Source organism: Pseudomonas oryzagri, from assembly GCF_020831405.1.
Classification (GTDB): Bacteria; Pseudomonadota; Gammaproteobacteria; order Pseudomonadales; family Pseudomonadaceae; genus Geopseudomonas; species Geopseudomonas oryzagri.
The window spans coordinates 52,752-65,512 of the sequence record NZ_JAJHPU010000015.1; the positions used below are offsets into that span (position 1 = coordinate 52,752).

The 12,761-nt window shown below is 66.1% G+C and carries 10 protein-coding genes; 2 read left to right on the plus strand and 8 right to left on the minus strand.

Annotation, left to right across the window (positions count from 1 at the left end; all coding sequences use genetic code 11):
• Positions 1 to 3: 3 nt before the first annotated feature.
• The 7 genes from greA to grpE all read right to left on the minus strand — a co-directional run bounded on the left by greA (position 4) and on the right by grpE (position 9,785).
• A complete protein-coding gene (gene greA, locus LMJ29_RS03590) occupies positions 4 to 477 on the minus strand; it encodes a transcription elongation factor GreA (protein WP_229604115.1) in 474 nt (157 codons plus the stop codon).
• Positions 474 to 3,695, minus strand: a complete 3,222-nt coding sequence (carB, locus tag LMJ29_RS03595) for a carbamoyl-phosphate synthase large subunit (RefSeq protein WP_229604117.1) — start codon at positions 3,693 to 3,695, stop codon at positions 474 to 476. The genes greA and carB overlap by 4 nt, the downstream gene beginning before the upstream one ends.
• A gap of 36 nt (positions 3,696 to 3,731) precedes the next feature.
• On the minus strand, positions 3,732 to 4,868 hold the full coding sequence (gene carA / locus LMJ29_RS03600) for a glutamine-hydrolyzing carbamoyl-phosphate synthase small subunit (RefSeq protein ID WP_229604119.1): 1,137 nt from the start codon (positions 4,866 to 4,868) through the stop codon (positions 3,732 to 3,734).
• 235 nt (positions 4,869 to 5,103) lie between these two features.
• A complete protein-coding gene (dapB, locus tag LMJ29_RS03605; RefSeq protein WP_229604121.1) occupies positions 5,104 to 5,907 on the minus strand; it encodes a 4-hydroxy-tetrahydrodipicolinate reductase in 804 nt (267 codons plus the stop codon).
• Between the two features lie 51 nt (positions 5,908 to 5,958).
• A complete protein-coding gene (gene dnaJ, locus LMJ29_RS03610) occupies positions 5,959 to 7,086 on the minus strand; it encodes a molecular chaperone DnaJ (protein WP_229604123.1) in 1,128 nt (375 codons plus the stop codon).
• A gap of 120 nt (positions 7,087 to 7,206) precedes the next feature.
• Positions 7,207 to 9,123, minus strand: a complete 1,917-nt coding sequence (gene dnaK / locus LMJ29_RS03615; RefSeq protein ID WP_229604125.1) for a molecular chaperone DnaK — start codon at positions 9,121 to 9,123, stop codon at positions 7,207 to 7,209.
• 119 nt (positions 9,124 to 9,242) lie between these two features.
• Positions 9,243 to 9,785: a nucleotide exchange factor GrpE gene (gene grpE / locus LMJ29_RS03620; RefSeq protein WP_229604127.1), complete on the minus strand. Its 543-nt coding sequence runs from the start codon at positions 9,783 to 9,785 to the stop codon at positions 9,243 to 9,245.
• A gap of 166 nt (positions 9,786 to 9,951) precedes the next feature.
• On the opposite strand from grpE, the gene recN reads away from it, so the two are divergent.
• A complete protein-coding gene (recN, locus tag LMJ29_RS03625) occupies positions 9,952 to 11,625 on the plus strand; it encodes a DNA repair protein RecN (protein ID WP_229604129.1) in 1,674 nt (557 codons plus the stop codon).
• 61 nt (positions 11,626 to 11,686) lie between these two features.
• Here the strand turns inward: recN and fur are convergent, their stop codons facing one another.
• Positions 11,687 to 12,091: a ferric iron uptake transcriptional regulator gene (fur, locus tag LMJ29_RS03630; protein ID WP_229604131.1), complete on the minus strand. Its 405-nt coding sequence runs from the start codon at positions 12,089 to 12,091 to the stop codon at positions 11,687 to 11,689.
• Between the two features lie 96 nt (positions 12,092 to 12,187).
• On the opposite strand from fur, the gene LMJ29_RS03635 reads away from it, so the two are divergent.
• Positions 12,188 to 12,739 (plus strand): outer membrane protein assembly factor BamE, encoded by a 552-nt coding sequence (locus tag LMJ29_RS03635; RefSeq protein WP_229604133.1) that lies wholly within the window; start codon positions 12,188 to 12,190, stop codon positions 12,737 to 12,739.
• Positions 12,740 to 12,761: the final 22 nt, after the last annotated feature.

The window sequence follows — 12,761 nt, forward strand, 5'->3', positions numbered from 1 at the left end:
CGCTCAGAGATGGCGCACCTCGACGATCTCGTACTCGACCTTGCCACCCGGGGTCTGCACGATCACCACGTCACCCTCCTCCTTGCCCACCAGGGCGCGGGCGATGGGCGAGCTGACCGAGATCTTGCCGGCGCGGATGTCGGCTTCGTCATCGCCGACGATCTGGTAGGTCACGGTCTCGTCGGTCTCGCAGTTGGCGATGTCCACGGTAGTGCCGAAGATCACCTTGCCAGTGCGCGGAATCGCGCTGACGTCGATGATCTGCGCGTTGGACAGCTTGGCCTCGATGTCGCGGATGCGCGCCTCGGCCAGGCCCTGCTGCTCGCGGGCGGCGTGGTATTCGGCGTTCTCCTTGAGATCGCCCAGCTCGCGCGCCTCGGCGATGGCCTGGCTGATCTTCGGCCGCTCGATCTTGAGCAGCTTCAGCTCTTCCTCCAGGGCGCGCGCGCCCTGGACGGTCATCGGGAACTTGCTCATGCCTGGATACCCGCATGCAGATCCTGCAGCCGGCGCACGGTCTTCTCGGGACCGAACTTGAGCGCCTCACAGATCGCCTGGCCACCGGCGATGGTGGTGGTGATGCAGATCTTGTGCTGCAGGGCGTTGCGACGAATGGAGAAGGAGTCGGCGATCGACTGACGGCCTTCGGTGGTGTTGATGATCAGGCTGACTTCGTCGTTCTTGATCATGTCGACCACGTGCGGGCGACCTTCGGTCACCTTGTTCACCCGACGCACCGGCAGGCCGGCGGCCTCGATGATACGGGCGGTGCCAGCGGTGGCCACCACCTCGAAGCCGAGCTCGACCAGATCGCGGGCGACCTGGGTCACGTAGGGCTTGTCGTCCTCGCGCACGCTGATGAAGGCAGTGCCGCCGGTGGGCAGCACTTCGCCGGCGCCCAGCTGGGCCTTGGCGAAGGCCTCGGCGAAGCTGTCGCCGACCCCCATCACCTCACCGGTGGACTTCATTTCCGGGCCGAGGATCGGGTCGACGCCCGGGAACTTGTTGAACGGGAACACCGCTTCCTTGACGCTGAAGTACGGCGGGATCACCTCGGTGGTGAAGCCGATGTCGGCGAGGGTCTTGCCAGCCATCACGCGGGCGGCCACCTTGGCCAGCGACTCGCCGATGCACTTGGAGACGAACGGCACGGTACGCGAGGCGCGCGGGTTGACCTCGATGACGTAGATATCCTCGCCCTGCACGGCCATCTGCACGTTCATCAGGCCGACCACGCCGAGCTCCAGGGCCATCTTCTTGACCTGGGCGCGGATCTCGTCCTGGATGTGCGCCGGCAGCGAGTACGGCGGCAGCGAACAGGCGGAGTCGCCCGAGTGCACGCCGGCCTGCTCGATGTGCTGCATGATCGCACCGATCACCACGGTCTGCCCGTCGCACACCGCGTCGATGTCCACCTCGATGGCGCAGTTGAGGAAGTGGTCGAGCAGCACCGGGCTGTCGTTGGACACCTTCACCGCTTCGCGCATGTAGCGCTTGAGTTCTTCTTCCTGGTAGACGATTTCCATCGCCCGGCCGCCCAGCACGTAGGACGGACGCACCACCAGCGGGTAGCCGATGACCTTGGAGTGGGCCAGGGCCTCCTCCTCGCTGCGCGCGGTGGCGTTGGCCGGCTGGCGCAGGCCGAGGCGCTGGACCATCTGCTGGAAGCGCTCGCGGTCTTCGGCGCGGTCGATGGCGTCGGGGGTCGTGCCGATGATCGACACGCCCGCCTCTTCCAGGGCGCGGCACAGCTTCAGCGGAGTCTGTCCGCCGTACTGGACGATCACACCCTTGGGCTGCTCGACGCGGACGATTTCCAGCACGTCCTCCAGGGTCACCGGCTCGAAGTACAGGCGGTCGGAGGTGTCGTAGTCGGTGGAGACGGTCTCCGGGTTGCAGTTGACCATGATGGTCTCGTAGCCGTCTTCGCGCATGGCGAGGGCAGCATGGACGCAGCAGTAGTCGAACTCGATACCCTGGCCGATACGGTTGGGACCGCCGCCGAGGATCATGATCTTGTCGCGGGTCGACGGATTGGCCTCGCACTCTTCCTCATAGGTCGAGTACATGTAGGCGGTGTCGGTGGCGAATTCGGCGGCGCAGGTGTCCACGCGCTTGTACACCGGCACGACCTTGAGCTTCTGACGATGGCTGCGCAGGTTCTTCTCGGTGATGCCGAGCAGTTTGGCCAGGCGCGCATCGGAGAAGCCCTTGCGCTTGAGCTTCCACATCAGGTCGCGGTCGATGCTGGACAGTCCGAGGGTCTTGACCCGCTCCTCGTCCTTGATCAGGTCCTCGATCTGCACCAGGAACCAGTGGTCGATCTTGGTCAGCGCGTAGATGTCGTCCATGCTCATGCCGGCGCGGAAGGCGTCGGCGACGTACCAGATACGCTCGGCACCCGGCACGGTGAGCTCGCGCTTGAGGATGCTCTCGGCGTCCGGATCGGCCGGATCGAGCTTGGGATCGAAGCCGGTGGCGCCGACTTCAAGGCCGCGCAGAGCCTTTTGCACCGACTCCTGGAAGGTGCGGCCGATGGCCATCACTTCACCGACCGACTTCATCTGGGTGGTCAGGCGGGCGTCGGCCTTGGGGAACTTCTCGAAGGCGAAGCGCGGCACCTTGGTGACCACGTAGTCGATCGACGGCTCGAAGGAGGCCGGGGTACGGCCGCCGGTGATGTCGTTGGACAGCTCGTCGAGGGTGTAGCCGACCGCCAGCTTGGCGGCGATCTTGGCGATCGGGAAGCCGGTGGCCTTGGAAGCCAGTGCCGAGGAACGCGACACGCGCGGGTTCATCTCGATCACCACCATGCGACCGTCCTTCGGATTGATGCCGAACTGGACGTTGGAGCCGCCGGTTTCCACGCCGATCTCGCGCAGCACCGCCAGGGAGGCGTTGCGCATGATCTGGTATTCCTTGTCGGTCAGGGTCTGCGCCGGAGCCACGGTGATCGAGTCGCCGGTGTGCACGCCCATCGGATCGAAGTTCTCGATCGAGCAAACGATGATGCAGTTGTCCTTCTTGTCGCGGACCACCTCCATCTCGTATTCCTTCCAGCCGATCAGCGACTCGTCGATCAGCAGTTCGCTGGTCGGCGACAGGTCGAGACCGCGGGTGCAAATTTCCTCGAACTCTTCACGGTTGTAGGCGATACCGCCGCCGGTGCCGCCCATGGTGAACGACGGACGGATGATGCAGGGGAAGCCGACCTTGTCGAGCACCTTGTAGGCTTCGTCCATGCTGTGGGCGATGCCGGAGCGCGGGCAGGCCAGGCCGATGTCGCGCATGGCCTTGTCGAAGCGCGAGCGGTCCTCGGCCTTGTCGATGGTGTCGGCGTTGGCACCGATCATCTCGACGCCGAACTTCTCCAGTACGCCGTGCTTCTCGAGATCGAGCGCGCAGTTCAGCGCGGTCTGGCCGCCCATGGTCGGCAGCAGGGCGTCGGGACGCTCCTTCTCGATGATCTTGGCAACGGTCTGCCATTTGATCGGCTCGATGTAGGTGGCGTCGGCCATGGCCGGGTCGGTCATGATGGTGGCCGGGTTGGAGTTCACCAGGATGACGCGGAAACCTTCCTCGCGCAGGGCCTTGCAAGCCTGGGCGCCGGAGTAGTCGAACTCGCACGCCTGGCCGATGACGATCGGGCCGGCACCGAGGATCAGGATGCTTTTGATATCTGTACGTTTAGGCATGTTTTCTCACACGAATCCGTTGATCTGTCGGCAGGCTTAGCGACGCTTGGCCATCTCGGCGATGAAGCGATCGAACAGCGGGGCCACGTCGTGCGGGCCCGGGCTGGCTTCCGGGTGGCCCTGGAAGCTGAAGGCGACCTTGTCGGTGCGCTCGATGCCTTGCAGAGTGCCGTCGAACAGCGATTTGTGGGTGGCGCGCAGGTTGGCCGGCAGGGTGGCCTCGTCCGCGCAGAAGCCGTGGTTCTGGCTGGTGATCATCACCACGCCGGTATCGAGGTCCTGCACCGGGTGGTTGGCACCGTGGTGGCCATGTCCCATCTTCATGGTCTTGGCGCCGGAAGCCAGGGCCAGCAGCTGGTGGCCGAGGCAGATGCCGAATACCGGAATCTCGGTCTCCAGCACGTCCTTGATGGCCTGGATGGCGTAGTCGCACGGCTCGGGGTCACCCGGGCCATTGGACAGGAACACGCCGTCCGGACTCATCGCCAGCACGCTGCTGGCCGGAGTCTGCGCGGGCACCACGGTCACGCGGCAGCCGCGCGCCACCAGCATGCGCAGGATGTTCAGCTTGACACCGAAGTCGTAGGCCACGACGTGGTAGGGCAGCTCGCTGGCCGGGATTTCCGGGTGGCTGTCGGTTTCCAGGTTCCACACGCTGGAGCGCCATTCGTAGGTTTCGCTGCAGCTGACCACCTTGGCGAGGTCCATGCCCTTGAGGCCGGGGAAGGCGCGAGCCAGTTCCAGGGCCTTCTCGTCGGTGGCGTCGGCGCCGACCAGGATGCAACCGTTCTGCGAACCCTTCTCGCGCAGCACGCGGGTCAGGCGACGGGTATCGATACCGGCGATGGCGACGGTGCCGTGCTCCTTCAGGTACTCCGGCAGCGACTGCTTGTTGCGCCAGCTGCTGGCCAGCAGCGGCAGATCGCGGATGATCAGGCCGGCGGCCCACACCTTGGTCGACTCGGCGTCTTCCGCAGTGGTGCCGGTGTTGCCGATGTGCGGGTAGGTCAGGGTGACGATCTGCTGGGCGTACGAAGGATCGGTGAGAATTTCCTGATAGCCGGTCATGGCGGTATTGAACACCACCTCACCAACGGCGTGACCGTCGGCGCCGATGGCTTCACCGCGGAAAATGCTGCCGTCGGCAAGCGCGAGTATGGCTGGCTTAGTCAAGAAGACCTCCCGTAAATAGAGCCGTTGCATGCAAAAATTCAGGCTGCAAAAAAGCGGAATGACGTGAGACTCACATCACCCCGCTTTGATTTGGACACTTTGCATGCTCTTAATGGACACACTGGTGCGATATTTTAGTACAAAAATCATCCAGCGGAAAGGGGCCAGCGGCGTCCGCGCCGACCAACGCACCCTTGCGGGGCAAGCGGGCCGCGCAGCCGCGGCCCGTCGATGCTCAGGCGAGATCGAGCACATCCTGCATGTCGTAGAGCGCCGCCGTACGCCCCTCCAACCACAACGCGGCACGCACCGCGCCACGGGCGAAGGTCATGCGACTGGAGGCCTTGTGGGTGATCTCCACGCGCTCGCCGTCGGCGGCGAACAGCACGGTATGGTCGCCCACCACATCGCCGGCACGCACGGTAGCGAAGCCGATGGTCTCGCGGACCCGCGCACCGGTCTGCCCTTCGCGGCCGTACACCGCGACCTGCTGCAGATCGCGTCCCAGGGCATTGGCGACCACCTCGCCCATGCGCAGGGCGGTACCGGACGGGGCGTCGACCTTGTGGCGGTGGTGCGCCTCGATGATCTCGATGTCGACGTCATCCCCCAGAACCCGCGCCGCGGTGTCCAGCAGCTTCAGGCACAGATTGACGCCGACGCTGAAGTTGGCGGCGAAGACGATCGGGATATCCTTGGCCGCCTCCGCCAGCTGCTGCTTCTCCTCCGGGGTGAAGCCGGTGGTGCCGATGACCATCGCCTTGCCGGCCGCGCGGCAGGTGGCGAGGTTCTTCAGGGTCACGGTCGGATGGGTGAAGTCGATCAGTACGTCGAAATCTTCGAGCACCCGCTCCAGTTCGCCCGCCAGGGTCACGCCGAGGCGGCCGAGGCCGGCCAGCTCGCCGGCGTCGGCGCCGACCAGGCTGCTGTCCGGACGATCCACCGCAGCCGTCAGCACCGCGCCCGGCGCCTGTAGCACCGCCTCGATCAGGGTCTTGCCCATGCGCCCGGCGGCGCCCATCACTGCAATACGTCGCATAACTCTGCTCCGGAGAGCGACCGGCGCGCGCCGCGCCGCCCTCCCGTTCGGTTAAAGATCGTCGAAGAAACGCTTCACGCCTTCGAACCAGCCACTGGCCCGGGGCGAGTGCGAGCTGTCGCCCTGCAGGGTGCCGCGGAACTCTTCGAGCAGCTCGCGCTGGCGCTTGTCGAGGTTGACCGGCGTCTCCACCACCACCCGGCACATCAGGTCGCCGGCGCCACCACCACGCACCGGAGTCACCCCCTTGCCGCGCAGGCGGAACAGCTTGCCGGTCTGGGTGGCCTCGGGAATCTTCAGCTTGACCCGACCATCCAGGGTCGGCACTTCCAGCTCGCCGCCCAGCGCGGCATCGGCGAAGCTGATCGGCACCTCGCAGTACAGGTGCTTGCCGTCGCGCTGGAAGATCGCGTGCTCGCGCACGTTGACCACCACGTACAGGTCGCCGGCCGGACCGCCCAGGGTCCCGGCCTCGCCCTCGCCCGCCAGCCGGATGCGATCGCCGGTGTCCACGCCGGCCGGCACCTTCACCGACAGGGTTTTGTGCTCCTCGACGCGGCCCTGGCCGTGGCAACTGCCGCAGGGGTCGGAAATCATCTTGCCGCTGCCGTGGCAGCGCGGGCAGGTCTGCTGCACCGAGAAGAAGCCCTGCTGCATGCGCACCTGACCGATGCCGCCGCAGGTGGTGCAGGTGACCGGCGCACTGCCCTTCTTGGCGCCGCTGCCGTCGCAGGTCTTGCACGCCACCAGGGTGGGCACGCGGATGGTCACCGTGGTGCCGCGCACCGCCTCCTCGAGGTCCAGCTCCAGGGTGTAGCGCAGGTCGGCGCCGCGCTGCGGGCCACCGCGCGCACCGCCGCGACCACCACCGAAGAAGTCGCTGAACACGTCGCCGAAGATGTCGGAGAAGTTGGCGCCACCGGCACCGAAACCGGCGCCGCCGCCCATGCTCGGATCGACCCCGGCATGGCCGTACTGGTCGTAGGCGGAACGCTTGCTGGCGTCGGAGAGCACTTCGTAGGCCTCGTTGGCCTCCTTGAATTTCTCCTCGGCCGCCTTGTCGTCGGGATTGCGGTCCGGGTGGTACTTCATGGCCAGGCGGCGATAAGCCTTCTTCAGCTCCGCCTCGCTGGCCCCGCGCTCGACTCCGAGCACCTCGTAATAGTCACGTTTTGCCATGGATCTCATGCACTCCGGTTTCATCTACCCCAGACACGCCGACGCGGGAGCAAGCTCCCGCGTGGCGGTTCAGGGCCACCGCAGGGCTGCGGCGGCTCGGGGCGGAAGCAAGCGTGACGCTTACTTGTTGTCCTTGACCTCTTCGAACTCGGCATCGACCACGTCGTCGCCGGGGGCCTTGTCCTGCTTGGCGGCATCGGCCTGGGTGGCGTCCTGGGCCTGCTCGGCGTACATCTTCTGCGCCAGCGGGGCGGAAGCCTGGGACAGGGCGTTGACCTTGGCCTCGATAGCGTCCTTGTCGTCGCCCTTCACGGCCACTTCCAGCTCGCCCAGCGCGGTTTCGATGGCGGCCTTCTCCTCGGCGGTCGCCTTGTCGCCGGCCTCGGTAACCATCTTGCGGGTAGCGTGCACCAGCTGATCGCCCTGATTGCGCGCAGCTACCAGCTCCTCGAACTTGCGATCCTCCTCGGCGTTGGCCTCGGCATCGCGGACCATCTGCTGGATCTCTTCCTCGGACAGGCCGGAGTTGGCCTTGATCACGATGGACTGCTGCTTGCCGGTGGCCTTGTCCTTGGCACCGACGTGCAGGATGCCGTTGGCGTCGATGTCGAAGGTGACCTCGATCTGCGGCACGCCGCGCGGCGCCGGCGGGATGTCGGCCAGGTCGAAACGGCCCAGCGACTTGTTCTGCGCGGCCTGCTTGCGCTCGCCCTGCAGCACGTGGATGGTCACGGCCGACTGGTTGTCGTCGGCGGTGGAGAACACCTGCGACTTCTTGGTCGGGATGGTGGTGTTCTTCTCGATCAGCGCGGTCATCACGCCACCCAGGGTCTCGATGCCCAGGGTCAGCGGGGAGACGTCGAGCAGCAGCACGTCCTTGACGTCGCCAGCCAGCACGGCGCCCTGGATGGCGGCGCCCATGGCCACGGCCTCGTCCGGGTTGACGTCCTTGCGCGGCTCCTTGCCGAAGAACTCGGCGACCTTCTGCTGCACCAGCGGCATGCGGGTCTGACCGCCGACCAGGATTACCTCGTCGATCTTGCTGGCGTCGATGCCGGCGTCCTTGAGGGCCACGCGGCACGGCTCGATGGTGCGCGCGACCAGCTCCTCGACCAGAGCTTCCAGCTTGGCGCGGGTGACCTTGACGTTGAGGTGCTTCGGACCGGTGGCGTCGGCGGTGATGTACGGCAGGTTGACGTCGGTCTGTTGCGCGGAGGACAGCTCGATCTTGGCCTTCTCGGCGGCTTCCTTCAGGCGCTGCATGGCCAGCGGATCGCCCTTGAGGTCGATGCCGCTTTCCTTCTTGAACTCGTCGACGAGGTAGTCGATCAGGCGGATATCGAAGTCCTCGCCGCCCAGGAAGGTGTCGCCGTTGGTGGCCAGCACCTCGAACTGGTGCTCGCCGTCGACCTCGGCGATCTCGATCACCGACACGTCGAAGGTACCGCCACCCAGGTCATAGACGATGATGGTGTGGTCGCCCTTGGCCTTGTCCATGCCATAGGCCAGCGCCGCGGCGGTCGGCTCGTTGATGATGCGCTTGACGTCCAGACCGGCGATGCGGCCGGCGTCCTTGGTGGCCTGGCGCTGGCTGTCGTTGAAGTACGCCGGCACGGTGATCACCGCTTCGGTGACCGGCTCGCCCAGGTAGTCCTCGGCGGTCTTCTTCATCTTCTTCAGCACTTCGGCGCTGATCTGCGGCGGCGCCATCTTCTGGCCCTTGACCTCGACCCAGGCGTCACCGTTGTCGGCCTTGGCGATCTTGTAGGGCACCAGCTTGATGTCCTTCTGCACCACGTCCTCTTCGAAACGGCGGCCGATCAGGCGCTTCACCGCATAAAGGGTGTTGTGCGGGTTGGTCACTGCCTGGCGCTTGGCGCTCTGGCCGACCAGGATCTCGCCCTCGTTGCTGTAGGCGATGATCGAGGGGGTGGTGCGTGCCCCTTCCGCGTTCTCGATGACCTTGGCCACGCCGTTTTCCAGCACGGATACGCAGGAGTTGGTGGTACCCAGGTCGATGCCGATGATTTTGCCCATATTCACTCTCCCGAAACTTGAATTCCGGCGATCTCGCGGGATCGCCCGGATGACTCGATGCTTGGCACTACAGATGGGGATGCCCAGACGACTTTCAAGGGCATTCCCGGCGATTCATGTCACTCGGCCTTGCTGACCACCACCATGGCGGGACGCAGCAGACGACCATTGAGCAGATAACCCTTCTGGAACACCTTGAGCACGCTGCCCGGCTCCACGCTGGCGCTGGGCTGCATGGCCATCGCCTGGTGATGCTCGGGATTGAACGGCTCGCCGTGCGGATCGAGCGCCTCGACCTGGTAGCGCTTGAGGGTGTCGTGGAAGGCCTTGAGGGTCAGCTCCATGCCCTCGCGCATCGGCCGCAGCGCCTCGTTGTCCGGATCGGACAGCTCGAGACCACGCTCCAGACTGTCGACCACCACCAACAGGTCGCTGGCGAACTTCTCCAGGGCGAACTTGTGCGCCTTCTCAACGTCCTGCTCGGCGCGGCGACGCACGTTCTGCAGCTCGGCGGCGGCGCGCAGGGCCTGATCGCGGGCCTCGGCCACCTGCTCCTCGAGCGCCTGCACACGTTGCGCCAGGTCTTCGCCGGCGGCGCCTGCCGCCTCGCCCTGCACCTCGGCCTCGGGGCCCTGCGGATCAAGCTTGTGTTCGTCAGCCATGGATGTCTCCTTCAAAGCAACGGTCGGGCACTGCCCGCGATTCAGGCGGCTATATGGGGGCGCCGGCCGCAGCTTCAAGGGGGATTGCCGCGACAAAGTTGACTACTGTACAAATCCACACATACTGTACAAATACACAGACAAACCGCCCGCGAGGTCCAGCTCCATGCTCGTGCATCTGTCGATCCGCAACTACGCCATCGTCGAGCAGCTCGATCTAGAGCTGCGCGGCGGCATGAGCGTCATCACCGGCGAGACCGGCGCCGGCAAGTCGATCATGCTCGACGCCCTCGGCCTCGCCCTCGGCGATCGCGCCGGCGGCGATGTGGTGCGCCCCGGCGCCGACAAGGCCGACGTGCTGGCCAGTTTCGACCTGGGCGACATTCCCGAGGCACGCGACTGGCTCGTCGCGCGCGACCTGGAAGGCGACGGTCCGTGCATCCTGCGCCGGGTGATCACCCGCGAAGGCCGCTCGCGCGCCTACATCAACGGCACGCCCTGCCCGCTCGGCGACCTCAAGCTGCTCGGCGAACGACTGATCGACATCCACAGCCAGCACGAGCACCAGTCGCTGCTCAAGCCCGACACCCACCGCCGCCTGCTCGACGCCTATGCCGGCGCCGACGAAGCGGCCCGCCAGGTGCAGCTGGCCGCGCAGCGCTGGCGGCAGACGCGCAACGAGCTGCAGCGCCTGGCCGGCAGCAGCGAGGAGCAGCACGCGCGCCAGCAACTGCTCAGCTATCAGCTCGAGGAACTGGACAACCTCGCCCTCGGCGCCGACGAGCTGACGGATCTGGAACGCGAGCACAAGACCCTGAGCAACGCCGGCGCGCTGCTCGGCGCCTGCCGCCAGGTGATCGACCTGTGCAGCGAGAGCGACGGTGGCAACGTGCTCAGCGCCCTGGGCAGCAGCCTGCAACGCCTGGGTGGCAGTCATGGCCAGCCGGCCGCGCTGGAAGAGGCGATCAACCTGCTGGCCAGCGCGCAGATCCAGGTCGAAGAGGCGGTGAGCAGCCTCAATCGCTTCGTCGACCATTTCGAGGCCGACCCGCAGCGCCTGCAGCAGATCGAGGAGCGCCTGGACACCATCTACAGCCTGGCGCGCAAGCACCGCGTGCAGCCCGCCGAACTGGGCGAGCTGCAGGAGCGCCTGCGCGGCGAACTGGCCGGACTGGACGCCGACGACGCGGCGGTCGGACGACTCGGCGACGAGCTGGCTGCCTACGCCCGCCACTACCACGAGCGCGCCGGCGAGCTGAGCATCCTGCGCCGCGACGCGGCGACTCGCCTGGCCGCCGCGGTGGAGGCGGAAATGCAGCGCCTGGGCATGCCCGGCGGGCGCTTCGCCATCGTCCTGCAACCGGCGGTCAGCGAGGAGCCACAGGCCCATGGCCTCGAGCAGGTGGAGTTCCAGGTCAGCGCCAACCCCGGCCAGCCGCTCCGGGGCCTGGCCAAGGTGGCCTCCGGCGGCGAGCTGTCGCGCATCAGCCTGGCCATCCAGGTGATCACCGCGCAGACCTCGCGCATCCCCACCCTGGTGTTCGACGAAGTCGACGTCGGCATCGGCGGCCCCACCGCCGAGGTGGTCGGCCAATTGCTGCGTCGCCTGGGCGCGCGCGGCCAGGTGCTCACCGTCACCCACCTGCCGCAGGTCGCCGCTTACGGCCACCAGCACCTGTTCGTCCACAAGCAGCGCGGCAGCGACGAGACGCGCACCGCGGTGGCCGAGCTCGGCCCGAGCCAGCGCATCGAAGAGGTGGCGCGCATGCTCGGCGGTCTCGACCTGACCCACGAATCGCTGGCCCATGCCCGCCAGCTGATCGGCAACGTGGCGGCCTGAATCCGGCGAGCGGACATGAAAAAGGCGACCCGAGGTCGCCTTTTTCGTTGTTGCCTGCCGTTCAGGACTTCTTGCGCACGTACAACACCAGGTTGTGATCGACCAGCTCGTAGCCGTGTTCCTCGGCGATCTCGCGCTGACGCTTCTCGATCTGCGGATCGATGAATTCGATCACCTCGCCGCTGTCGACGTTGATCATGTGGTCGTGGTGGGCGCCGTCGGACAGCTCGAACACCGCGTGGCCACCGTCGAAGTTGTGACGCTCGACCAGGCCGGCTGCCTCGAACTGGGTCAGCACCCGATACACCGTGGCCAGACCGACATCCTCGCCGGCATCGATCAGTGCCTTGTAGACATCCTCGGCACTCATGTGACGCCGCTTGGCGGAATCGAGCATCTGCAGGATCTTGATCCGGGGAAGGGTGACCTTGAGCCCCGCCTTACGCAGTTCGTTGTTTTCAACCATGTTCAGCTTTCTCACAGAGGAGCGCTTCGCAGCCTCCCTCAATGCGGGTATGATCCCGTTTCTGTTGCCCGCCAAGATAGTGGAAGAGAACCACCGATGCAAAAAGCCAAGCTCATGCTGACCGGCCTCACTTTCCTGGGACTTGCAGCACTCGCCGGCTGTTCGTTTCCGGGGGTGTACAAGATCGACATCCAGCAGGGCAACGTGGTTACTCAGGACATGATAGACCAGTTGCGCCCGGGAATGACCCAGCGGCAAGTGCGGTTTATCATGGGCAACCCGCTGATCACCGACACCTTCCATGCTCGCCGCTGGGATTACCTCTACAGTATCCAGCCCGGCGGCGGCGTACGCCAGCAGGAACGCATCAGCCTGGTGTTCGACGCCAATGAGCAGCTGGTCGGCCTGGCCGGCGACTTCATGCCCGGCGTAAGCCGTGACGAGGCGATCAGCGGCGGCAGCGCAGGCGCGGCGCCCCAGGAAGCCCCGGCCGCCACCGAACCGACCACCCCGCCGAGCGAAGCGGCACCCGCCGAACCGGCGCCCGCCCCCGGCTCGCTGCTCGAGCAGATCCAGCGCGAGGTAGACGAAGCCGAGCCGGCGCCGGTGCCGACTCCGGAGCCGCTGGACGTCGAGCCCGAGGAATAAGTCGGCCTTCCAACAAAAAGCC